We start from the raw sequence: 22149 nt of genomic DNA on the forward strand, positions 1-22149 counted from the left end.
CTATTGACGTTCAAGTTCACTTATTTATCACGATAAAGTTGAGAAATACAATGGCTGCCTCAAATGAGTTTTTAATGACGACACAGAGGTAATGATCATGGCACGAGTAGTTCGATTTAATGAAATGGGTGGGCCGGAAGTGTTGCGCATCGAAGAACACGCGGTGCGTCTGCCTGAGCCAGACGAGGTCAGGATTAAAGTGAAGGCCTTAGGGTTAAATCGGGCCGAAGCATTGCTGCGTAGGGGGCTGTACATTGAAACCCCTCCGCTGCCCTCAGGCCTGGGGCTGGAAGCCGCCGGTATCGTGGAGATGGTCGGTAACGCCGTTGAGGGCATTGAGCCGGGTGACATTGTCAGTATCATCCCCTCGCCATCGATGGTGCGCTGGCCGGCTTATGGTGAACTCGCTGTATTTCCTGCACGGCTGGTGGTTAAACATCCTCCATCGCTGACGTGGGAAACGGCCACCGCTGTCTGGATGCAATACCTCACCGCCTACGGAGCGCTGCTTGATATTGCTCAGCTTAAGCGTGGTGATTTTGTTGTTATTACTGCTGCCTCAAGCAGCGTGGGGCTGGCGGCGATTCAGGTTGCAAACAGCGTGGGAGCCATACCGATTGCGGTGACGCGCACTTGCGCCAAGCAGCAAGCCCTGTTGGCGGCCGGCGCAGCGCATGTGGTGGTGACAGAGGAAAGCGATCTGGCGGCTGAATTGGCGCGGATTACGGGAGCAAAAGGTGTCCGGGTGGTTTTTGATCCGATTGCTGGCCCGATAGTTGAGGTGCTGACTGCGGCAATGTCGCACGGCGGTATATTGATCGGCTATGGCAATCTGAGCCCTGAACCGACACCTTACCCGCTTGAGCATGTTCTGCCGAAGGGTTTGACTCTACGAGGATATGTGGTGCACGAAACCATTGGCGATCCCGTCAAACTGCATGCAGCGAAGGCATTTATTTTAGATGGCCTGGCATCCGGCGCTTTGCAACCGATCATCGCAAAAACCTTTCCGTTTGAGCAGATTGTTCAGGCACATCAGTATATGGAGTCAAACGAGCAATTTGGCAAAATTGTGGTGACGCTCTGACAATGGGCTGATTGCCTGAGTGGGCGTTAGTTTTTGCTTAGATTAGAGGCGGCTTTAACAGTCATGAGCCGTCTTTTTTCTATGAGTGGCGCGATCTGATCTTTTGCTTGTTTAAGCCGTTCGGCAGATGCCGTGCGGGGAGAGCCCGAGCTAAATGGTGGCTCAGGTTCGTACTCCATATGTAGTTGAATATTTTGAGCAATATTATCCCCATAAATTTCTGCTACGACATTCAGAGCAAAATCGATACCGGATGTCACACCTGCACCAGTAATGCGGTTACGGTCTCGTACTACCCGTGCGTTTACTGGTTCAGCCCCCAGCAATGCGAGTTGCTGTAACGAGGCCCAGTGCGTTGTTGCTTGGTATCCCTGAAGCAGCCCAGCGGCACCAAGAACCAGCGAACCTGTGCAGACGGACGTAACAAACTTGGCCTGCTCGCTCTGACGCCTGATGAATGAGAGTGTCTCTTCATCTTCCATCAGGTTTATTTGCCCTGGCCCTCCAGGTATGCAAATCACATCCAATGCCGGACATGTATCAAATGTGACCGTTGGCAAGATAGCCATCCCACGATCGGCGATGACGGGTTTCATATTTTTCCAGATGAGGTGAACGTTGGTATGAGGAGCTCTGGCAAATACTTCATAAGGGCCGGTCAGATCAAGCTGAGTTAATGCAGGAAACAGCAAGAGCCCGATGGATATGCAGGAAGAATCGCTCATGGCAAAGTCCTTTCAAAGTAAATAACTATCATGCCCTTTCTTTTTCTAAAAACAATCAGCAACCAGCGATAAGCAGGGCTCAACGGATGAGCCCTGCTGAGTTCTTGGCACTGTCAACGGGAAGCCGCAAGATCAGGCAGCAAGGCTTTGAGATCAACGGCCTCAGCCATTGCACGGTTACCCTCATCGCCGGGATGCAGCCTGTCACCGGAGTCGAAACGTGCGGCCAGGCGGGCGGGGTGCGCAGGGTTGCGCAACACGGCATCAAAGTCGATGACGGCGTCAAAGGCGCCGCTGTGGCGTATCCAGTCATTCACCTGCTGGCGTAGAGCGTCTTTAGCGGGTTGGTAGTAGTTATCGAGCGGTGTGCCGGGTAATGCCCCTTCAAACGGTGTGAGTGTTGCACCAATCACTCGCAGGCCGCGAGCACGCACCTGTTCGGCCAGTTGGCGGTAGCCCGCTGTCAATGCATCCAGTGTGGGCCTGGGGCTGTGTGGAGCGAAAGCGGTACCCGGCCAGGAAATATCGTTAATCCCCAGCATGACAATCACGCTTTGCGCTCCCGGTTGCGCTAAGACATCCCGATCCAAACGCGCCAGCGCATTGGCACCCATACCGTCGGACAACAGCCGAGCACCAGAGATACCCGCATTGATAACGGCGACGTTATGCGGGGCTAGGCGGGTGGCCAGAAAATCCGGCCAGCGGTGATCCTGATCCAGGCTGGCGGTGGCACCATCGGTAATAGAGTCACCGATCACCACAATTGCCCGTGCTGCCTGTTTGGTTTCAACCTGAATACCCGCCAGCAGCGGGCGCGCGGTGGTACTCTGCACGGAACCCTCTTTCAGCTTGAGGGCCGGAGCGGTGCTCTGATCGCCTGGCACAATCCAGCCCGTTTGGCGGCCATCCCAATGGAAGGTGCTGATGGGTGTGGCATTCGGCAGGTGGAAGCTTACGGTCACCTGCGTCAGTGCAGGGATCGGCAGTGCCACAGGATCGCTGAACAACGAGGCACCGGGCAGAATGGTGGCGGTTTCCCGGCCAGCAAATGTCACGGTGCGCAAGCTGTCGGCAGCAATCGCACTGCCCTTTTCTGTTGGTGCTAGCGTCGTTTTGCCTACGGTAATGGGCTGATTGCCGTAGGCATTAGACAGCACGATACGAAAGCGCTCACCGCCCAGGCTGATGCGCGCTACCTGGCGCACCGTTTGGTCATGCAGCACGGTGGGGAGATTGGTAGGAAACAGGAAATCCGTTCCCCATACCGGCTGTGGGCTGGCTGCCCAGGTTGCTACCCAGGAAGGCGCGGCAGCAACCGCCGGGATGGCGAGCACGGCTATGCCTAAAATCAGTATCGCTTTGGATACGGCGGTTAAAAATGATTTGGCGTGGTTTAGCATATTAGTGAACTCAAAGTTAATTTATGCATTAATTATGAATTCAAAGACACAATCAGAGTAGACTGTTTGTGGGAACAACATTTGTGAATTGAACTCACAGGGAGACAAACATGGCCCGCCTCGACGTTAACCGCTCCGGCGAACTTGAAGTGTTTGTGCGCGTTATTGAACTGGGTGGTTTTTCTGCCGCCGCTCGAGCCTGTGGCCTCACTCCTTCGGCGGTGAGTAAGTTGGTCGCACGTTTAGAGCAGCGTTTGGGAACGCGGCTAGTGAACCGCTCAACTCGGCAACTGAAACTCACCCCCGAAGGTTGTACCTATTACGAGCGCGGAGTGCGTATTCTGGCCGATCTGGACGAGGCAGAGCGCTGTGTCAGTGAACACGCCATACCGCGCGGCAGGCTGCGGGTGAATGCCAATGTTCCCTTCGGGCATCACTTCCTGCTGCCGTTGGTGCCTGAGTTTCTGGCACGCTACCCTGACGTGAAGCTGGATATCATGCTAACCGATGAGGTCATCGACATTCTGGAGGAACGTACCGATATTGCGGTGCGTGCAGGCCCACTCAAAAGCTCAAACCTGCTGGCTCGCAAACTGGGCCAGACGCAGATGATGATCGTCGGTGCGCCTGATTATCTGGCGCGCTATGGCACCCCGACTACGCCAGAAGATTTGCAACAGCACAATCGTCTGGGGGCCAATTATGTGCGTGCTCAGCCCGGCTGGCCGTTGCGCCATGCTAACGAGGAGATTGTGCTGCCCATCAGTGGCAATGCGCAAGTCAGCGACGGTGAGGCGCTGCATCGGCTGGCGTTGGCTGGGTTAGGATTGGCGCGTTTGGCCGCCTTTCAGGTGCGCGAGGATATTGCCGCTGGCCGGTTGTTACCGGTGCTTGAACATTGCAACCCAGGCGATATTGAAGAAATCCATGCTGTTTATGTCGGGCAGGGGGGCTATATGCCATTGCGTGTACGGGCTTTTCTGGATTTCTTTGCTGAAAGAGTTGATATCCGTATCAGAGATAAATAGCTGGGGCTCAATAATAGTCAATTGGGCCCTAATACTTGTATCTATTTGAAAATGTATCTCAATGGTATTGGCGCATCAGGCCGGTGGGTTTTCACCAGGCTTCCGGCTCTCGCAGCATATGAACAATATTGCAGGGGCTCATGAGCCAGCCGCCTTTAAATCCTTCGGGCAGGGGTTCGACAGTATCGCAGCGTGTAATGCCACATTCTTTGATATGTTGAGCAGCCAAGCCAAAATCTGGCGTGAACAATTCCAGCCAGACTTCAGCCTGGCTCAAGCCGGGAGCTTCATCGATCCACAGCCGATTCGGGCCAAGTTCAAAGCCGATAGCCGGGGGTTTGTCAGTAATTTCTTTGAGCCCGATGGTATTACGGTAAAAAACAAGCGTCTGCTGATATTCATGCGCGGGGACTTTGATCGCAATATCAATACCGCCTTTAATTTCTACGTTCATAAAAATATCTCCTTATTCAGTTAGTAGAGTGATTAATCTGGCTGGCCGGTTTTCCCTGCATTTCACTCTGAAAATATCCCGATCTGAGATTGATGCCATACTCCAGCCACGCTTTCATTGAACACAACATCTGAGTCCAACCTTCACAATTGACATACGAGGCTTTTTGCCCGGCATCGCTCTGTTCCCAACCTGTTTCACCAATTTTGACGAGAGTACCGCCATCATCAAGCGGGATAAAAAGCATGTCGATCAAGGTTTTGTAAGGCTGGTTGCCTGTTGATGAGTCGGGATTCCAACGCAGCACAATACGTGCATTTTCAACCACCTCAATAACCTCAACGGGGGTTTGGTTCCACCACAGAACCGTGGTTCCAGCAACCAGTGGGTGGCTTGCTCCCCCAATCGTCGTGAAATAGGCACTGAGTTGTTTGGGATTGACGACGGCCTGATAGACCTCAGCAACCGGCTTACTCATGCGAGCCGATACCTGAAAATCGAATGTCATAAAAATATTCCTTTTAGCTTGAGTGAACAGACTATATGTTATAAAATCATAACATGTCAAATATAAACGAAGACGATCGGGTATTCAAAGCGCTATCTAACCGGACGCGTCGTCTCCTGTTGGATCAGCTCAAAGATAAACCCTTAACAACGGGGGCGTTATGTGCACTTTTTCCAGAAATGGATCGGTGTACCACAATGATGCACCTCAAAGTACTTGAAGACGCGGGCTTGGTTATTGCCAGGCGGGAGGGGCGTGAACGTTGGAATCATCTCAATGCGTTGCCAATCAAAGCGATTCATGATCGGTGGATTGGTGAATATGCAACCCATGCAGTGGCGATGTTAGGCAAGTTAAAATCTGCCCTTGAAGAAACGTGAATGGGTGAATGACCATTGGCCTGATGAGTACTCTACATCAGGCCAATAGATGTTATTCAAGATAGCGGGTTCTCCTATTGCGAGGCCAACAAGCGCCACAGCCAGGTTTTAAACCGTATTTGGTATCTTTAATAAGGTAAATTCTCCAGCTTGATTGCCTGCAAAATTCCTTTGATAAAATCATTTGCTGCCTGTTTAGAATTGGCTACGGCATAGTTTTCTGCGTCTATTTTAAAGAAATATCTCTCATTTCTGATCAGCGCCTGTGCCTCAATGGCTCCGCACTGGCTCTCTTCACAGGGAACTCGCCTGTAATACATATGATCGCCGGTCAAAATAGATAGCTTCACCGCAGGAGGCGTCGTTTTTTCGAACTCGATAGCCAGTTCTGGATGTTTTGCACTCAGTTCGTTAAAGGCTTGAATCGTTGTTTCCTGTGTTTGCAAACCCAGCTTTTGTATTCCAAGCAATCTATCTGCCAATTTAGTGCTTCCAGCACTGGCCATAGACTGATTCACCATTTTATTGTCGGTCAAGCTTATTTCCAGCGAATTATCCGATTGCTTGTAATGCAGACCAACGCTGGTTTCATTACATGAAATAGATTGTAATTGATAATCAGATAGCTTGGTGAGCATGTGCCCTGATGAGTCTAAAAATATCCCGAGCATCTGAGAGTGGCAGTCTTTATCAATGCTTTGCTGCACTTCGCTGGAAATACCCAGATTCAATGAGCTGCTCTGTGCATTAGAGATGCTTATGAATGTTGGCGAAATGTAAAAAAGCGCCTGCACGCAGAAAATAGCCATTTTTTTTGAAATTATATTCCTTTTTCTCATTTCAATGACTCCTGTTTGGGGATGGCTGATGAGGTTTGGTTCTTGCTTATTAAATTATTTCATTTTTTGTGGCGTTATCAGCGACGGTGCTGGCAGAGGATTACAATTTGTTTTGAGCGGTTGTATTCACAGAGAGAGCATTTCGACCGTTCCGTCGTCGTAACCAATCGCCAGAATTTCGTTATGTCTTGCCAATGATAATGGAAAACCATACTGATTTGATCTCTCAAGACGCTGAATTAGTCTGCCAGACACAATATCGAAGATGATGACGTCGCCATTGGTGAGACTGGCAATGATCTGGTGATGATGGATGGATGTACAAAAGGCAGAAACCTGTGTAGGTAAGTCAGTAAGCCATTCTGTCGTTTTGGTCAGGCGATTGATTGCAAACAGTATATATTTCCTGTTGGTTGGGTTGCTGTTGTATATTTTGGCCTGAAATACAAACCAGTCACCTGAAAGAATGGCATTCAGGTTCATATAATGCCCTTGCGAAGGGTCAATACGATAGCGATCGATCACTCGTCCTTGCTCAGGCTCGATTTCTATCAATTCTTTATGCGTATGTTGCTCGGCAGGATTACCGATGAGGGCAAAAAAGTGCTTATGGTTATCGATCCGTATGTAATGATTGAAAAGGTCATAATGCCCGAGCCGCCTTTCCAGGCTATTTTTAAACGCTGAATTAAAAAAAGTGTCTTTTTCTATTTTATTCACATAATTGATCTGCCTGCCTAAAAATGCGCCTTGCTGATTTTTTGACAGCACCACATTTCCGGTAAAGACAAGTTTGAATTGCAGCGATGGCAGTTGAATTTGAAAGATTGAGGTGTGTTTATCCTCAGAGTAATGACTGTTGAAAATCACCACGGTTAGGCATTGCAGATCATGATTATAAAATATCTGGGCGCAACTACCTTTGTCTGCCAGCTTGACTCTCTGGCGGGTCATCTCTTTCAGGTTCCAGATTTCAACAATGCCATCACTCAAGCCAACGCATAACGTATGGGCATCAACAAAGGCCATATATTAATAAAGACAGGTGTTCATTACTTTTATAATTCCACAGCACTAACTCGCCTTCAAAAAGAAAGCCGCCATCGTAGCTGCCTGAACCGATGAGTATGAGAGGGTCCTTGGGGTGAAATGCAATATCGTTAATGGGGTATCTACCGTGCTTAAAGTGGCTGACCAGAGCCAAGCTGGTTTTATCGTACAAACTGACGCATATTTTTCTCAATTCCAGGTGTCTTGCACGAAATTGAGCGTAATAAGCATGACAGACGGCTATCAGTTCGGTACTTTCAAACAGGTCATTGGGTTCAGTCACTTCATCAAAGATGTGCTTTTTCAGAACGGCATTCATCGAGTTATTCGCCACTTTTTCATCGATTTCAACGTCAATCCTGCCAGATAACGAACGGTTTCATCGCTATCCTGCCCGGCAAGGGGAGCCAGTGCAGCAAGAATATGTGCAATAGTGGCAGAGTTTAGCGATTCGCCAAGAGAACGGTTATTCAGCACACATGTCGCATGGCGGCGGATAACGGCATGAGGTGAGGCCAGACCTCGAAGCGCTTCGGGTATATCCGCTGCGCCAATATCACAGTAGCTGGAACCAGGTCTTAAAGTTTCTTCTGCCAGTGCATGACTTTGTGGGTAAAGTCCAAACAAACGTTCCAGCAATGTGTAGTTCAGGCAGAGTGTTTTGGCACTTCTATTGCGAAATGCGCTGAAATTAGCGCAACAGCCTTCTACAGCGAGATCCAGTGCTTTTGGCGTATGGCACTGCGCCAGAAGCCAGTCAATATCTTCCAGATACCCCAGTGCGGAAGCACACCAGCGTGAAGTACTGATGTCTTTAGCCGTCAGGAGCAGATCGCGTAATGCTGTGATAACTTCAGCATTTTTCTCACCGATCAGCCCAAGGATCATGGCCACTTTCCAGGCATCATTCTTTTTATGCAGTGAGCCGAGTAGGGCAGGGATCGCAGGGGCACCGCAGGCAATCAGCCACTTTTCGGCTTCTTCACCATCAATATTCTCGTAGCATCCCAGACGTTGCACATAATAGGCTGCCTGTTCTGAAAGCGGTAACGCGGCAACACGCAGACGTTCCTGTTGCGTTGCGTCCTGCTCGGGAAAGTGGTGTAGGAATAGACGAGGTGACATGCATTTTCTGGCCAGCTCGGGGCCTCTGCTTTCGTCATGAAAAAATACTACGAAATCCTTGTTTACCCGTGGGTCCTTGGCAAAGTGTTTGTACAAAGCCACGGCCACCTGCGCCACGGTGGTGATGAATTGTTCTTCGGCCTTGTCCCACTGGGCGACAGTGCCGCGATTGGCGAAAGTTTCCAGCATGGCTTCGTATGAAGCCAGGTTCTCACCGCCATAATCATCGGGATCCCAGCTCCAATGCCAATTACTGGGGTTCCATTTGAGGCTCCAGAAACCTTCGTCAGCACGCTGTTGGTGTTTCGGGTGATCTTGGTCCAGCATCGCCAGGTTGTTCGTCGCCAGCGAAGGAAGGCTGATGATGGCCTCCTGTTCGCGATAACTGGCAAAGAATACGGCTGCGTAGAGCGGTTCAATACCCTCAGACAGCAAGGCGTCAAGCTTCGCCCTTGCCGATTCGAAAAGGCATGCTTTGAAGGCTTTCCAATCCATTGTCATTGCTACCTCTGAAATTTGCCGGTCAGTTACCATAACTATTTTTATTGGCCTGAACTGAGGTTCATGGCGGTACGCCGGTGCTGGTGGTCAAATTGCTGCACATAATATTTTTGTCATCGTGGTTCCCTATATTGGCATTGTTTTTTCTTTTGGACGATACACAATCAGAGAATCCGTAAATATGCATCTCATTCCATCTCGCCTGGCGCTGTTGGCTACTTGTTTTGTATTCAGCACTGGCCTGGGAGCACAGCAGTTAGCGGCAACACTGTCCGGACACGCTATTTTACCCGTAAAATCCAGCATAACAGCCCCGCAAGATGCTCCTATCGATCTACAACAGAGCGGTAAATACGTCAGTGGCCAACGCGTTAGCGAGCTGGGTAGTGTGGCGGGGAAATCAGCCGGTCGGCTAACCGGCATCGGGTTACCAATCAGTGGTCAGCCGCGTCAAGGGCACTCAGGGATCAAACATATGCCTGATGGCAGCTACTGGGTTCTGACCGACAACGGCTTTGGCAGTAAAGCCAATTCACCGGATGCCATGTTATATCTTAACCACTACCGTATTGATTTCAAAGAGGGAACGGTAACGCCGTTGAGCACATTATTCCTGCATGACCCAGACAAAAGGGTGCCGTTTCATATCATCAATGAAAGCACTGAAAAACGGTATCTGACGGGCAGCGATTTCGATCCTGAAAGTTTTCAGTTTGCCGGTAATGCCTTATGGATTGGTGATGAATTCGGCCCTTACCTGATCAAAACCGATCTGAATGGCAAAGTGTTGGCCGTATTTGAAACTCGTGTTGATGGCAAGGTGGTGAAATCACCCGATAACCCGACACTGAACTTACCGGGTGCGCCTGATGGTAAGCAGAACTTCCAGGTAGCACGTTCTAAAGGTTTTGAAGGAATGGCCGTGGCGCCGGATGGCAGTAAACTGTATCCGTTATTGGAAGGTGCCCTGTGGGAAGGAGCACAGTTTGAGAATATTGCGGGCAGGCGCTATTTACGCGTGTTGGAGTTTGATGTTAAGCAGCAGACCTGGACTGGCCGTAGTTGGCAGTATGTGCTGGAAGATAACCAGCATGCGATTGGCGATTTTAATATGATTGATGCCACTCATGGATTGGTGATCGAGCGTGATAATGGTGAAGGCACGGCCGATAAGGCTTGTGAGGCGGGAATGCCGACGGATAACTGTTTCAGTCAGATAGCAAAATTTAAACGAGTCTACAAAATTGCCTTTTCTGATGCCAATGTAGGTAAACCGGTAGAGAAATTGGCGTATATCGATTTGATGAATATTCAAGATCCGCAGCATCTGGCACGCAAACCGCTGAACAACGGTGTGCTAACCTTCCCATTCTTCACCATAGAGAATGTCGATATAGTGGATGATTGCCATATTGTTGTAGGCAACGACAATAATTTTCCATTCTCTTCCAGCCGCCAACCCAATATGGCGGACGATAACGAGTTTATTCTATTGGAACTGCCCCTCTGTATGAATGCGTTATGATCCAGGCTTTGCAGTCTGATATTGCCACCTCAGCCTGATGCGCGGTGTATATGTGCAAGGTGATTATCAAGGGTGAGGCAATATCAGCAGAAAATGTTGGTGGGCGAGCCGCATAACGGCGAAGTTCGCTGTTTTATTCAGGTGCATTGAGCAGTATCGCAATAGGCTATTAACCTGTCTCAACATCAATGTGCAACGCATCATATCGCCAGAATTCCAAATCACAATCGATCACCCGCTCCAACCGATCCCGATTGATACGTGTAATAAAAAGAGTCGGGCTGTTATCGGCTATTTTCAACGCTGATGCAGCTCGCTTTGGCAGCAGTGTCGGCAAAACATCAAAGCGTACACGGCCATAACGGATACCGTAACGATCGGCATAGAGATCCGTCAGAGATTGCGTGAGATCGGTTTCAAGAATGCCGGGGAAAAATTCAGGATTAAGGTAGTGCTCAACATATAACACCGCACGGCCGTCAAGATATCTCAAACGACGGATGCGAAATACCTGGCTTTTAGCGGGGAGTAACAGTTTTTCACCTATTGCTGAGCTTGCCTCCATCTGGCAGGCATCCAGCACCACAGTCTGTGCTGCTCGCCCTTGTTCTCGGGCCATCTGATGGAAGTGGCTACGTTGGAGCGGATTGTAGATTATACGCGGTGGGGAGATAAACCATCCTTTTCGCACTTCACGGTAAATAATTCCCTGCGCTTCTATTTGGCTAAGAGCTTCACGCAGCGTAATGCGTGTCGTAGAAAACTGCTCGCAGAGCAGGCGTTCTGCCGGCAAGCGCCCAGTGGTTGAAAAATTCCCGTCATCAATTTGTTTTAACAGCGCCTGACAGATGGCCGAAACGGTGGTGGTAGCTTCAACTTCGCTCATCGCTCCTCTCTCATTGATGACATATAACCTTCACATATATTCGCTAAATTAGCAGGGCATCACTGGACTAGACCAGTAAAACACACGCTATCATCTGGAGCCTCAAAGATGAAACCATTATTTACATCTATATTGACCAGCGTCATCCTGCTTAACGTATCCACCGTATTCGCTGCCGATACCTCGCTGGCTTCCCTTGAGCAAGCCGCCAGAGCGGAAGGCCAACTCAACAGCGTTGGCATGCCTGACTCATGGGCCAACTGGAAGCAGACCTGGTCAGATTTGCATACGCAGTATGGTATCAAGCACAGCGATACCGACATGAGTTCTGCTCAAGAAATAGCAAAATTTGCCGCCGAGAAAAACGATGCCAGCGCCGACATCGGTGACGTTGGGGCTTCTTTCGGCCCTATCGCTGTAGCGAAGGGGGTCACATTACCTTATAAACCCACAACGTGGGCACAGATCCCTGATTGGGCAAAAGATAAAGACGGCCACTGGGCATTGGCCTATACCGGTACGATTGCGTTTATCATTGATAAAAAACAGGTGCCTGTATCCCCTACAAGCTGGGCCAACCTGCTGAAAGGTAACTACAAAGTGACCGTGGGGGATGTTGGAACCGCCGCCCAAGCGGTAAATGGTGTGTTGGCCGCAACCTACGCCATGGGCGGCAATGAAAAAAACCTCAAGCCAGGTCTGGATTTCTTTGCAGAGTTGGCAAAACAGGGCCGTCTCAACCTGAACGATCCTAATATCGCTGCGCTTGAAAAAGGCGAAATCCAGTTGGGGATCATTTGGGATTTCAACGCACTGAACTACCGTGATCAGATTGACAGGACGCGTTATGACGTTCTGATCCCATCAGACGGTTCTATTACGTCTGGCTATACCACCATTATCAATAAATACGGCAAACATCCTGAAGCTGCCAAATTTGCCCGCGAATACATCTTCTCTGACGCAGGTCAGATCAACCTGGCACGTGGTTATGCCCGCCCGATTCGGGCCGAGCATATTGCGCTGCCTGATGATGTGAAAGCTAAACTTTTGCCCGCTAGCCAATATGTGAATGCTCATCCAATTGCCGACCCGGCGGCATGGGAAAAAAGCGCGAAAACCTTGCCGCGTCTCTGGCAGGAAGCCGTCATGATGCACATACCACAGTGAGCCAATAATGAATAAAGTCATTTTAGTGATCCTGGATGGCCTGAATTATCAGGTTGCCCACGATGCAATGGGGTATTTGCAGGCGCATTGTGCACAGGATGAAGGACGACTTTACCGCTTGGAGTGTGAATTGCCTTCTCTCTCGCGGCCATTGTATGAATGCATTCTTACCGGCATTACGCCGGTAAAAAGTGGCATCGTACACAATCAAGTTTCCCGCCTTTCTCATCAGCAAAGCGTGTTCCACTATGCCCGAGCCGCTGGGCTCAAGACGGCAGCCGCAGCCTATTACTGGATCAGTGAGCTGTATAACATCACGCCCTTTGAGGCCGCCCGTGATCGCCATACGGATAATCAAACCTTAGCCATTCAGCACGCACATTTTTACTACGATGACAGTTATCCAGATTCTCACCTGTTTGATGATGCGGAAAGTTTACGGCTTCGCCATGATCCGGCTTTTTTACTCATACACCCAATGAATATTGATGATGCTGGGCATAAATACGGCCTTTCTTCCTCCCAGTACCGCAATCAAGCACGCCGCGTTGACGGTATTTTGTCAAATTACCTCTCCGGTTGGTTAACGGCGGGTTATCAGGTGTTGGTAACCGCCGATCACGGCATGAATGATGACCATAGCCATGGCGGGGTGCTGGCAGAAGAGTGCCAGATCCCCTTGTTTGTGTTCGGCAGTAAATTCAGTTTTCTGGACGCGGCTCCACAGCAGATAGAGTTATGCGGAACAGTCTGCCAGTTATTGAATGTGTCTCATGATAAGCCGATCTGTCAGGCATTACTGGTGTAAATCTGGCCTCAGACGTAAGGAGGGAAGATGAAAGTTAAGTGGTTTGCCGTATTGGCGTTACTACCTTTCATGGTGTTTTTTTTCGCTTTTCAGATAGCCCCGCTGATTTGGATTGCTGTAGCGAGTTTTAATAGTGAAATGAGCGGCTGGGGATTGCAAAACTACATTGATATCTTTACGTCGAGTTTCTATTTGCAAGCGATTCGTCTGTCGCTCGACATTTCATTCTGGTCAAGTTTTTATGGGTTGTGCATTGCCATCATCGGCAGCTATTCCTTGCGACAGTTGGCTTCAATCCGATTGCATGATGTTGTGCTCTCTTTTACTAACATGACCAGTAATTTTGCCGGCGTACCATTGGCGTTCGCTTTCGTCATTCTGCTGGGCTTGAACGGTAGCCTGACGTTGCTGTTGCGTCACTATGGCGTGATAGACGGTTTCAACCTTTATTCGCGTAATGGGTTGATTTTGCTCTACACCTATTTCCAGATCCCGCTGGGAGTCCTGTTGCTCTATCCAGCTTTTGATAGCTTGCGAGAGGACTGGCGAGAATCCGCTGCCTTGATGGGAGCCGGGCATTGGCATTACTGGCGCTATATTGGCCTGCCAGTGCTGTCGCCGGCACTGATCGGTACCTTCGTGATTTTACTGGCGAATGCATTGGGGGCCTATGCCACGGTATATGCCCTCACCACCGGGAATTTCAACGTTGTACCGGTGCGCATATCCGCCCTGGTGGCGGGTGATATCTCTCTTGATCCCCAGCTTGCCAGCGCACTGGCAATGTTACTGGTAGTGCTGATGGCGGGCATTACCTTGGTACATCAATGGCTACTGCGTAAGAGCTACCTCAATGTTCGGCACTAAACCCGCAGTAGCGATCAAAAACGCGAGGATGCGATGACATACATTGGAAAAATTTATCATCGGTCAGTGGTTTATTTATTGCTGGCAATCTTGCTCCTGCCACTATTGGCGACCCTGGGCTATGCGCTGGCGACCCGCTGGGGAACGACGATCCTGCCTGAGGGTTTGACGCTGAAATGGATTATGGCATTGTGGAGCGACCCACGCTTTTTATCAGCCTTGGGCCATTCGTTATTGGTCTGTTTTGGTGCGTTGCTGCTTTCCATTGCGCTGATCCTGCCGCTCATGTTTGTGATTGCCTACTATTTCCCCAGGCTGGATGCATTGATGAATATACTTATTTTATTGCCTTTCTCTGTTCCCCCCGTGGTTTCTGTTGTGGGGCTGATGCAACTGTATTCCGATGGGCCACTGGCGCTGACGGGAACACCCTGGATCCTGATAGGGTGCTATTTCACTATCGCCTTACCCTTTATTTACCGGGCTATCGCTAACAACATGCAGGCCATCCATTTGCGTGACCTGATGGATTCAGCCCATTTATTGGGCGCAAGTACCTGGAAAGCTGCGCTGATAGTGGTGTTACCCAATTTGCGTAAAGGCGGCATGATCGCCGTACTGCTGTCATTTTCTTTTCTGATTGGCGAATTTGTGTTTGCCAATCTGCTGGTGGGTAACCGTTATGAAACTTTACAGGTGTATCTGTTTAATATGCGTGGCGGAAGTGGCCACTTTACCAGTGCGCTGGTGATTTCATATTTTGCCGTTGTACTGTTATTCACCTGGGTAGCCAATCTGCTGAATAAATCTAAGGAGTAGGCATGTCATATTTACGTGTCACACAGTTGAGTAAATCATTTGGGCAGACTCAGATATTCAACAAAATTGATTTCAGTGTAGAACAAGGCGAATTCGTGACGTTACTTGGGCCGAGCGGCTGTGGTAAATCAACATTGCTGCGTTGCCTGGCGGGGCTGACGCCCGTTGACAGTGGTAATATTTTTTTGCAAAACCAGGATCTGATCCCTATCACACCGCAGAAGCGCGGCATTGGCATGGTATTCCAGAATTACGCGCTGTTCCCGAACATGACGGTAGAAGATAACGTGTTATTCGGTTTGAAAATGCAAAAGGTGCCTGCCGTTGAGGCGCAGCAGCGCATCACTGAGGTTTTGGATATGGTTGAACTCGCCCATTACCGCCAGCGTTTCCCGCATCAGTTATCCGGTGGTCAGTGTCAGCGCGTTGCTTTGGCGCGATCTTTGGTGATCAAACCGCGTTTATTACTGCTTGATGAGCCGCTTTCTGCCCTGGATTCGCGTATCCGTAAGCATCTGCGTGAACAGATCCGCCGTATCCAGCGGGAAATGAATTTGACAGCAATCTTTGTGACGCACGATCAGGAAGAAGCATTGACACTTTCAGATCGGATTGTCTTGATGAATAAGGGGCACATTGTGCAAAACACCGATGCGAGAACGCTGTATACGCAACCGGTTAATGCCTTTGCAGCCGGCTTTATCGGCAATTATAACCTGCTGGAGCCCGCACAGGCACAGGCCCTGACCGGGGTGAATTACCAGGAACGCGTCGCTATCCGCCCTGAGTCAATAGTAATCTGCGCACCTGAGAAGGGCATTCCAGCACGCATCCAGAACCATAGTCTGTTAGGCAATGTTATCCGGTACCGTGTGATGGCACAGAATATTGAGCTATATGTCGATGTGTTAAATCGCTCAACGGAGACGTTCTATCAGGATGGTTCGGATATTGGGCTACAGTTGGAGCCGGTGGCTTTACGGGAGGTGGCATGAGTCTGGCGCTATTTGACCTTGATGAGACATTAATAAAAGGCGACTGCTCCAGCCTATGGTCATCGTTTATGGTCGAACACGGCTGGGTGCGCGATCCACGGGCGTTTCTTCAGCGTGATGCTGAGCTGATGGATGACTATGCGCAGGGCAAAATGGATATGCCCGGCTATATGCAATTGACGTTGGCTCCTCTTAAAGGCCGCTCGCAGGAAGATGTCAGCAATATGGTCGAGCGCTATATAACAGAAATTATCGCACCACGCATTTATGCCGATGCCAAAGCCTGTATCGCCATGCATCGCGCCCGCGGCGATAGGCTCCTGGTCATCTCTGCGTCTGGGGAACATTTGGTGGCCCCGATTGCCCGCTATCTTGGGATAGAGGAATCGCTGGCAATTGGCGTTGAGTTGAATAACGCGATTTATACTGGTTCGACTCAAGGGGTTATGACCTACCGCGAGGGTAAGCTGACTCGCCTGATGGCAAAGCTGGATCACGACGCTTCTTTGTTGCAGAGTGCCAGTTTTTACTCTGATTCATACAATGACTTACCGCTGTTATCACAGGTGGGGTGCCCTTGTGCTGTCAATCCTGATATTTCCCTGCTTCAACATGCTCAGCGGGCAGGGTGGCCTGTTTATCGCTGGGGGTAATTGGGGGAGCTACCGTTTTCCACAAGGTATGCCTGTGGGGGATAGATTTTTCGCGTGAAAAAGGGTGTAGGGTGCAGTGATCTTACCCACGTAATGTGGACACAACCCTAAGCGAGATTCTGGTTTTCAATTGTTCCGGGCTGAGACTGCCGCATGCACTGTGTCGACGCCAGCGATTGTAATCACACTCGATATAATTAAACACCGTCGTCCGCATTATTTCCCGGCTGGCAAAGCGTTCTCCGTGGATACATTCCACTTTCAGCGAGTGGAAGAAGCTTTCCACACAGGCATTATCATAACAGCAGCCTCTGGCGCTCATGCTCCCGCGCAGATTATGGCGTTTCAGCAAGGTCTGATAATCCGATGAGCAAGTACTGGCCACCACGAGCAGTGTGAACAATGACATTTTCCGGACGTTTACGCCGCCAGAGTGCCATGTGTAGTGCATCGCAGGCAAGTTGTGCCGTCATACGCGATGACATCGACCAGCCAATGACAGCACGCGACCACAGGTCAATGACCACAGCCAGATAGAGCCAGCCCTCATCTGTACGTAAGTAGGTGATGTCACCTGCCCACTTCTGGTTTGGGCCACTGGCGTAAAAATCCTGTTTCAGCAGGTTCTCTGACACAGGCAAGCCGTGTTCACGATAATTGACCGGACTGAACTTGCGGGCTGCTTTCGCCCACAGTCCCTGACGATGCAGGCTGACGGCAATCGTTTTGATATTGTACTCCGGCAGTTCGTTCGCAAGACGAGGCGCACCATAACGTTGTTTTGCCTCAGTGAATGCCTTACGGACAGCAGTATCACAGATGAGCCGGAACTGCTGGCGTGAACCAGGCTGATGGCGGCCAGGACGCCAGGTATACCAACCGCTTCGGGCAACCCTAAGCACACGACACATGGCCTTGATACTGAACTCAGCCCGATGTTTTTCGATAAAGACATATGTCATTTCAGGCGCTTCGCGAAGTATGTCGCGGCCTTTTGGGGAATGGCCAGCTCTTCTGCCTGTTCCGCCAGTTGCCGCTTAAGACGGGTAATTTCGACAGACATTTCCTGTTCACGTTCGGAAGAGGAATGCACATGCTTCAGCTTACTGCGCCAGGCATAAAGCTGTGATTCGTAAAGACTGAGTTCACGGGCTGCGGCGGCAACGCCGATGCGTTCCGCAAGTTTCAGGGCTTCCTGGCGGAATTCAGGTGTGTGTTGCTTACGGGGCTTTTTGCTGGTTGATACTGGTTTTGTCATGAGTTACCTCTTACTTGAGAGTTTACTCACTTAGACGCGTGTTCACTATTCGCGGGTAGGATCAGATAGCATGTTTACGGCTCAGTGGACGGGCAGAAATACCGGCATAACTCTTAAGGAGGAGGGGGGAGACGAGATTGTGTATTTTCCGTTTCATAACATGTCATTCAATGTGAGTTATTTTTTTGGAAACTCCCCATATATGTTCACCTCTAAATGACTTTTCATAATACCACTACATTTTGGCTTGGCCAGGTTACTGCCCAGAAACGGAGGTGTTGCCGATTTTTTAGGCAGTCAGCAAGTCATATTCGTTCTGCTCGGCGGTCAGCAGAAGGTCGATGGTCTGCTCTGCACTATCAACAACCTGGCATGGATAATTCTTATTACCCTTAATGCAACCGATCCTGAAAAATATCATGACCAAGTCTTATATGTAGAGGAATTAACGTAAAAATATGAATATAGGTAATCGATTGAATGACTGGTTATCATGATGTTGAGATGGGATAATTCTCGTAAAAACACAGCAGGATTATTAGTTTGATTTTTTAATTTGGGAATTATTTGTTAAAAACATAAGAATTCCTTATATTGAATGCTTGACCTGAAAAATTAATTTAAGTAACCTAAAAAAAGTAATCAATATAATCTTAATTTAACACTCCGAGAGGCGTTCAAATTGCTTATTTCTATTTAGCAGGATTTATCGTCCTGAGGTTAGTGCATTATGATCGCGAGCTTCACCACGCTGGTTCATCTGAACAGCATGGTGCTATTGATAATTCCAGCGACATGTCCGTCATAATATATTGATCTTGTGCCAGGTTATTTTGGTTATTTTAATTATTTTAGTTATTTTGGTTATTTTAGATCTGCGTGATGATTTAATCGATTAGGGGCTTGGTGGCTCGGGATTAATAGCAATATACAAATTATAAATAGTTAGGACGGAATATTCCCATGTTAACAGGACGAACAAAACGCGTTTTGATCGGCGGCACCGTGTTGCTGGTGCTCGCCATTCTGGTTTATCGGTATTCTAGTCATTTGCCGCCTGAGGATTATAAAACGGTTAAGGTAGCGCAGCGCGATTTTCAATATAACGTCCTTGCTACGGGGCAACTGGATGCTGTGCACAAGGTCGACGTGGGGGCGCAAGTCAGTGGACAGCTTGTCAGCCTGAAGGTCGAAATTGGCGATAAAGTGCAGAAGGGGCAATTGCTCGGAGTTATCGATCCGCAGCAGGCGCAAAACAGCATTCGTGAGGGGGAAGCCACGATCCTGCAATTGCAGGCCCAACTGCAACAGGCACAGGCAGAACGCCAGTTGGCAGAGGTCACCTTGCGGCGTAACCGTGAACTGGCCAGCAAACAGGTGGTGTCGCGTCAGGATTTGGATCAATTGACTACCGATTTGGCGGTGAAAACAGCGCAGGTGAATAACACCAAGGCGCAGATAGCGCAAAGTCAGGCCAGCCTGGACACTGCCAAGATCAATCTTGCCTATACCCGCATTGAAGCCCCGATGGACGGTGATGTGGTGCAGATCACCACTTTGCAAGGGCAGACGGTGATTGCAGCGCAGCAAGCGCCAAATATTCTGACGCTGGCCGATCTGAGCACCATGCTGGTGAAAGCCCAGGTGTCTGAGGCGGACGTGATCCACCTTAAACCGGGGCTGAAAGCTTGGTTTACCGTGCTGGGGGATCCAAGCAAACGCTTTGAGGGGGTGTTGAAAGATATTCAACCCACACCAGAGAAGGTTAATAACGCCATTTTCTATTACGCGCGCTTCGAAGTGCCAAACCCGCAAGGCCTGCTGCGCCTGCAAATGACTGCGCAGGTGCAGATCCAACTTTATGGTGTCAATGATGCGCTGGTGATCCCGCTGGTGGCATTAGGGGATCAAATTGCCGATAACCGTTACCACGTCTCGGTGCTGCATCAGGGTAAAGCAGAGCAGCGGGAAGTGAGCATTGGTATTCGTAACAACCTGGATGTGCAGATTGTCAGTGGGCTAAACGCGGGTGAAGAGGTGATCGTCAGCCGCGACGGTGCGGAGGCCAACGGATGACAGCGCTGTTGGAACTGAGTGGTATTCGGCGTAGCTATCAATCTGGCGATCAAACCCTGGAAGTCCTGAAAAACGTCAGCCTGCGAATTGCTGCCGGTGAGATGGTCGCGATCATGGGAGCTTCGGGTTCCGGCAAATCTACGTTGATGAATATCCTCGGCTGTCTGGACAAACCCAGTGCCGGGACTTACCGCGTGGCTGGGCAGGACGTGGCTGCGCTTGATGGTGATGCGCTTGCTGAGCTGCGCCGCGAGCACTTTGGGTTTATCTTCCAGCGTTATCATTTGTTGCCCCATTTGAGTGCGGTGCATAACGTAGAGGTGCCTGCCATTTACGCCGGGCTGGGTAGCCAGGTTCGGCGAGAAAGAGCAGCGGCCTTATTAACGCGCTTGGGATTGGGGGAGCGCATTACCTACCATCCGGGCCAGCTTTCTGGTGGACAACAGCAGCGCGTCAGCATTGCGCGCGCATTGATGAACGGTGGCCAGGTGATCCTGGCGGATGAGCCAACTGGCGCGCTCGATAGCCATTCCGGCGAAGAGGTGATGTCGATCCTCAAGCAACTGTGTGAACAGGGGCATACCGTGATCCTCGTCACGCACGATCCTGCGGTTGCGCGGCAGGCTGAGCGGGTTATCGAAATCCGCGATGGGGCAATCATGAGTGACTCGCGCCCCTTGTCAAAAACGGGATCACCGGCGAAAACGCTGGCGTTGACAAGCCAGTCCCCTTCCTGGCAGCAGATGACCGACCGTTTCCGTGAGGCGATGATGATGGCCTGGTGGGCAATGGCGGCCAACAAGATGCGCACCTTACTGACTATGCTGGGGATCATCATTGGTATCGCTTCAGTCATCTCGATCCTGGTCATTGGCGATGCGGCCAAACTGAGCGTTTTGGCTGAGATCAAATCCATCGGCACCAATACGGTGGATATCTATCCTGGTAAGGATTTTGGTGATGATGACCCGACCTTTCGCCAGGCGTTGAAATATGACGATCTCAGTGCACTGCGTGAACAGCCTTATGTCAGCGTGCTTTCACCGACTATCCGCAACAGTATGCGTTTGCGCTTTGGCAATATTGATGTGGCGGCGAATGTTTCCGGTATCAGTGAGCAGTATTTCCGGGTTTACGGTATGGCTTTTTCTCAGGGGGCGGGGATCGATATCGGGCAGTTACAGTCCGGGGCGCAGGTGGTAGTGATCGATACCAATACGCAACGTCGGTTGTTCCCTCTGCGGAAAAATGCCATAGGAGAGGTGATCCTGGTGGGCAATATGCCTGCGACCGTAGTAGGAGTGGCGGAGCAAAAGCAGTCAATGTTTGGTAGCAGCAAGATGCTCAATGTGTGGGTGCCTTATACCACTATGGCCAACCGGTTGACGGGGAATGACTACTTCGACTCGATCACCGTGCGCATTCGTGATGGTTATAACAGCCAGGAAGCAGAACAGCAATTGACGCGTTTGCTAACGTTACGCCATGGCAAGAAAGATTTCTTTACCTACAACATGGATAACCTGGTGCAAACGGCGGAGAAGACCACCCGCACCATGCAACTGTTTTTAGCGCTGGTCGCGGTGATTTCACTGGTCGTCGGGGGAATTGGGGTGATGAATATCATGCTGGTCTCGGTGACCGAAAGGACGCGTGAGATTGGTATACGTATGGCAGTAGGGGCACGTTCAGGCGATGTGCTGCAACAGTTCCTGATCGAAGCGGTGCTGGTTTGCCTGGTGGGTGGCGCTTTAGGGATCGCTTTGTCACTTGCTATTGGCCAACTGGTGCAGTGGGCGATGCCGGGCTGGCAGATCAGCTTCCCGCCAACCGCTTTGTGGGGGGCTTTCCTGTGTTCCACCGGCATTGGCATCGTGTTTGGTTATCTACCTGCCCGCAGTGCTGCGCGGCTGGATCCGATTGACTCATTGGCGCGCGAATAATAAGTCAAATTCTAATTTCACCGATATTAATTAACTCGGCTGACCATTA

Annotated in this window: 21 protein-coding genes and 1 pseudogene; 12 read left to right on the forward strand and 10 right to left on the reverse strand. The window is 50.1% G+C overall.

Annotation, left to right across the window (positions count from 1 at the left end; translation table 11 throughout):
* Positions 1-97 precede the first annotated feature (97 nt).
* A complete protein-coding gene (locus Z042_RS12915; RefSeq protein WP_024914184.1) occupies positions 98-1087 on the forward strand; it encodes a zinc-dependent alcohol dehydrogenase family protein in 990 nt (329 codons plus the stop codon).
* Positions 1088-1113: 26 nt separating this feature from the next.
* Here Z042_RS12915 and Z042_RS12920 read toward each other — a convergent pair whose 3' ends face one another.
* The gene (locus tag Z042_RS12920; RefSeq protein WP_024914185.1) at positions 1114-1812 is read right to left on the reverse strand and encodes a DJ-1/PfpI family protein; all 699 of its coding nucleotides are present in this window, start codon (positions 1810-1812) and stop codon (positions 1114-1116) included.
* A gap of 113 nt (positions 1813-1925) precedes the next feature.
* On the reverse strand, positions 1926-3215 hold the full coding sequence (locus tag Z042_RS12925) for an SGNH/GDSL hydrolase family protein (protein WP_024914186.1): 1290 nt from the start codon (positions 3213-3215) through the stop codon (positions 1926-1928).
* Positions 3216-3325: 110 nt separating this feature from the next.
* On the opposite strand from Z042_RS12925, the gene Z042_RS12930 reads away from it, so the two are divergent.
* The gene (locus Z042_RS12930) at positions 3326-4243 is read left to right on the forward strand and encodes a LysR family transcriptional regulator (RefSeq protein WP_024914187.1); all 918 of its coding nucleotides are present in this window, start codon (positions 3326-3328) and stop codon (positions 4241-4243) included.
* Positions 4244-4334: 91 nt separating this feature from the next.
* Here the strand turns inward: Z042_RS12930 and Z042_RS12935 are convergent, their stop codons facing one another.
* Together Z042_RS12935 and Z042_RS12940 are read right to left on the reverse strand one after the other, a co-directional pair.
* On the reverse strand, positions 4335-4697 hold the full coding sequence (locus Z042_RS12935) for a hypothetical protein (RefSeq protein WP_024914188.1): 363 nt from the start codon (positions 4695-4697) through the stop codon (positions 4335-4337).
* Between the two features lie 16 nt (positions 4698-4713).
* The gene (locus tag Z042_RS12940) at positions 4714-5205 is read right to left on the reverse strand and encodes an SRPBCC domain-containing protein (RefSeq protein WP_024914189.1); all 492 of its coding nucleotides are present in this window, start codon (positions 5203-5205) and stop codon (positions 4714-4716) included.
* A 53-nt stretch (positions 5206-5258) separates the two neighbouring features.
* On the opposite strand from Z042_RS12940, the gene Z042_RS12945 reads away from it, so the two are divergent.
* Positions 5259-5585: an ArsR/SmtB family transcription factor gene (locus tag Z042_RS12945; RefSeq protein WP_024914190.1), complete on the forward strand. Its 327-nt coding sequence runs from the start codon at positions 5259-5261 to the stop codon at positions 5583-5585.
* 128 nt (positions 5586-5713) lie between these two features.
* On the opposite strand, the gene Z042_RS12950 is transcribed toward Z042_RS12945, so the two are convergent.
* The 4 genes from Z042_RS12950 to Z042_RS12965 all read right to left on the reverse strand — a co-directional run bounded on the left by Z042_RS12950 (position 5714) and on the right by Z042_RS12965 (position 9100).
* Complete coding sequence (locus tag Z042_RS12950) at positions 5714-6424, reverse strand: hypothetical protein (protein WP_154666952.1); 711 nt, start codon at positions 6422-6424, stop codon at positions 5714-5716.
* 126 nt (positions 6425-6550) lie between these two features.
* On the reverse strand, positions 6551-7417 hold the full coding sequence (locus Z042_RS12955) for a hypothetical protein (protein WP_156030386.1): 867 nt from the start codon (positions 7415-7417) through the stop codon (positions 6551-6553).
* Positions 7418-7439: 22 nt separating this feature from the next.
* Complete coding sequence (locus Z042_RS12960) at positions 7440-7793, reverse strand: hypothetical protein (RefSeq protein WP_024914193.1); 354 nt, start codon at positions 7791-7793, stop codon at positions 7440-7442.
* Positions 7790-9100 (reverse strand): DUF4303 domain-containing protein, encoded by a 1311-nt coding sequence (locus tag Z042_RS12965; protein ID WP_162149761.1) that lies wholly within the window; start codon positions 9098-9100, stop codon positions 7790-7792. The genes Z042_RS12960 and Z042_RS12965 overlap by 4 nt, the downstream gene beginning before the upstream one ends.
* Before the next feature lie 181 nt (positions 9101-9281).
* On the opposite strand from Z042_RS12965, the gene Z042_RS12970 reads away from it, so the two are divergent.
* Positions 9282-10625: an esterase-like activity of phytase family protein gene (locus tag Z042_RS12970; protein ID WP_024914195.1), complete on the forward strand. Its 1344-nt coding sequence runs from the start codon at positions 9282-9284 to the stop codon at positions 10623-10625.
* 169 nt (positions 10626-10794) lie between these two features.
* Here the strand turns inward: Z042_RS12970 and Z042_RS12975 are convergent, their stop codons facing one another.
* Complete coding sequence (locus Z042_RS12975; RefSeq protein ID WP_024914196.1) at positions 10795-11511, reverse strand: UTRA domain-containing protein; 717 nt, start codon at positions 11509-11511, stop codon at positions 10795-10797.
* Positions 11512-11619: 108 nt separating this feature from the next.
* Here Z042_RS12975 and Z042_RS12980 point away from each other — a divergent pair, with 108 nt between their 5' ends.
* From Z042_RS12980 to Z042_RS13005, 6 genes are read left to right on the forward strand one after another with little or no spacing between them, the layout of a single operon-like run.
* Positions 11620-12681 (forward strand): ABC transporter substrate-binding protein, encoded by a 1062-nt coding sequence (locus Z042_RS12980; RefSeq protein ID WP_024914197.1) that lies wholly within the window; start codon positions 11620-11622, stop codon positions 12679-12681.
* Positions 12682-12688: 7 nt separating this feature from the next.
* Positions 12689-13489, forward strand: a complete 801-nt coding sequence (locus Z042_RS12985) for an alkaline phosphatase family protein (protein WP_025297164.1) — start codon at positions 12689-12691, stop codon at positions 13487-13489.
* 27 nt (positions 13490-13516) lie between these two features.
* A complete protein-coding gene (locus Z042_RS12990; RefSeq protein ID WP_024914209.1) occupies positions 13517-14356 on the forward strand; it encodes an ABC transporter permease in 840 nt (279 codons plus the stop codon).
* Between the two features lie 33 nt (positions 14357-14389).
* Entirely contained in the window at positions 14390-15175 is a 786-nt protein-coding gene (locus Z042_RS12995; RefSeq protein WP_024914208.1) for an ABC transporter permease, read from the forward strand.
* A gap of 2 nt (positions 15176-15177) precedes the next feature.
* The gene (locus Z042_RS13000) at positions 15178-16170 is read left to right on the forward strand and encodes an ABC transporter ATP-binding protein (protein ID WP_024914207.1); all 993 of its coding nucleotides are present in this window, start codon (positions 15178-15180) and stop codon (positions 16168-16170) included.
* Positions 16167-16823, forward strand: coding sequence for an HAD family hydrolase (locus Z042_RS13005; RefSeq protein ID WP_024914206.1), 657 nt, complete (start codon positions 16167-16169; stop codon positions 16821-16823). The genes Z042_RS13000 and Z042_RS13005 overlap by 4 nt, the downstream gene beginning before the upstream one ends.
* Before the next feature lie 107 nt (positions 16824-16930).
* On the opposite strand, the pseudogene Z042_RS13010 reads toward Z042_RS13005, so the two are convergent.
* A pseudogene (locus Z042_RS13010) lies at positions 16931-18081 on the reverse strand (IS3 family transposase).
* Positions 18082-19044: 963 nt separating this feature from the next.
* Between Z042_RS13010 and macA the strand changes: the two are divergent.
* A complete protein-coding gene (macA, locus tag Z042_RS13020; protein WP_024914204.1) occupies positions 19045-20157 on the forward strand; it encodes a macrolide transporter subunit MacA in 1113 nt (370 codons plus the stop codon).
* Positions 20154-22100 carry a macrolide ABC transporter ATP-binding protein/permease MacB gene (gene macB, locus Z042_RS13025; RefSeq protein ID WP_024914203.1) on the forward strand — a complete coding sequence of 649 codons (1947 nt, stop codon included), beginning with the start codon at positions 20154-20156 and terminating at the stop codon, positions 22098-22100. The genes macA and macB overlap by 4 nt, the downstream gene beginning before the upstream one ends.
* Positions 22101-22149: the final 49 nt, after the last annotated feature.

It is taken from the genome of Chania multitudinisentens RB-25, from assembly GCF_000520015.2.
Taxonomy (GTDB): Bacteria; Pseudomonadota; Gammaproteobacteria; order Enterobacterales; family Enterobacteriaceae; genus Chania; species Chania multitudinisentens.

Coding starts and splice junctions, on each gene's coding strand:
- Z042_RS12915 (WP_024914184.1), top strand. CDS start 98: ATGGCACGAGTAGTTCGATTTAATGAAATGGGTGGGCCGGAAGTGTTG.
- Z042_RS12920 (WP_024914185.1), bottom strand. CDS start 1,812: ATGAGCGATTCTTCCTGCATATCCATCGGGCTCTTGCTGTTTCCTGCA.
- Z042_RS12925 (WP_024914186.1), bottom strand. CDS start 3,215: ATGCTAAACCACGCCAAATCATTTTTAACCGCCGTATCCAAAGCGATA.
- Z042_RS12930 (WP_024914187.1), top strand. CDS start 3,326: ATGGCCCGCCTCGACGTTAACCGCTCCGGCGAACTTGAAGTGTTTGTG.
- Z042_RS12935 (WP_024914188.1), bottom strand. CDS start 4,697: ATGAACGTAGAAATTAAAGGCGGTATTGATATTGCGATCAAAGTCCCC.
- Z042_RS12940 (WP_024914189.1), bottom strand. CDS start 5,205: ATGACATTCGATTTTCAGGTATCGGCTCGCATGAGTAAGCCGGTTGCT.
- Z042_RS12945 (WP_024914190.1), top strand. CDS start 5,259: ATGTCAAATATAAACGAAGACGATCGGGTATTCAAAGCGCTATCTAAC.
- Z042_RS12950 (WP_154666952.1), bottom strand. CDS start 6,424: ATGAGAAAAAGGAATATAATTTCAAAAAAAATGGCTATTTTCTGCGTG.
- Z042_RS12960 (WP_024914193.1), bottom strand. CDS start 7,793: ATGAATGCCGTTCTGAAAAAGCACATCTTTGATGAAGTGACTGAACCC.
- Z042_RS12965 (WP_162149761.1), bottom strand. CDS start 9,100: ATGACAATGGATTGGAAAGCCTTCAAAGCATGCCTTTTCGAATCGGCA.
- Z042_RS12970 (WP_024914195.1), top strand. CDS start 9,282: ATGCATCTCATTCCATCTCGCCTGGCGCTGTTGGCTACTTGTTTTGTA.
- Z042_RS12975 (WP_024914196.1), bottom strand. CDS start 11,511: ATGAGCGAAGTTGAAGCTACCACCACCGTTTCGGCCATCTGTCAGGCG.
- Z042_RS12980 (WP_024914197.1), top strand. CDS start 11,620: ATGAAACCATTATTTACATCTATATTGACCAGCGTCATCCTGCTTAAC.
- Z042_RS12985 (WP_025297164.1), top strand. CDS start 12,689: ATGAATAAAGTCATTTTAGTGATCCTGGATGGCCTGAATTATCAGGTT.
- Z042_RS12990 (WP_024914209.1), top strand. CDS start 13,517: ATGAAAGTTAAGTGGTTTGCCGTATTGGCGTTACTACCTTTCATGGTG.
- Z042_RS12995 (WP_024914208.1), top strand. CDS start 14,390: ATGACATACATTGGAAAAATTTATCATCGGTCAGTGGTTTATTTATTG.
- Z042_RS13000 (WP_024914207.1), top strand. CDS start 15,178: ATGTCATATTTACGTGTCACACAGTTGAGTAAATCATTTGGGCAGACT.
- Z042_RS13005 (WP_024914206.1), top strand. CDS start 16,167: ATGAGTCTGGCGCTATTTGACCTTGATGAGACATTAATAAAAGGCGAC.
- macA (WP_024914204.1), top strand. CDS start 19,045: ATGTTAACAGGACGAACAAAACGCGTTTTGATCGGCGGCACCGTGTTG.
- macB (WP_024914203.1), top strand. CDS start 20,154: ATGACAGCGCTGTTGGAACTGAGTGGTATTCGGCGTAGCTATCAATCT.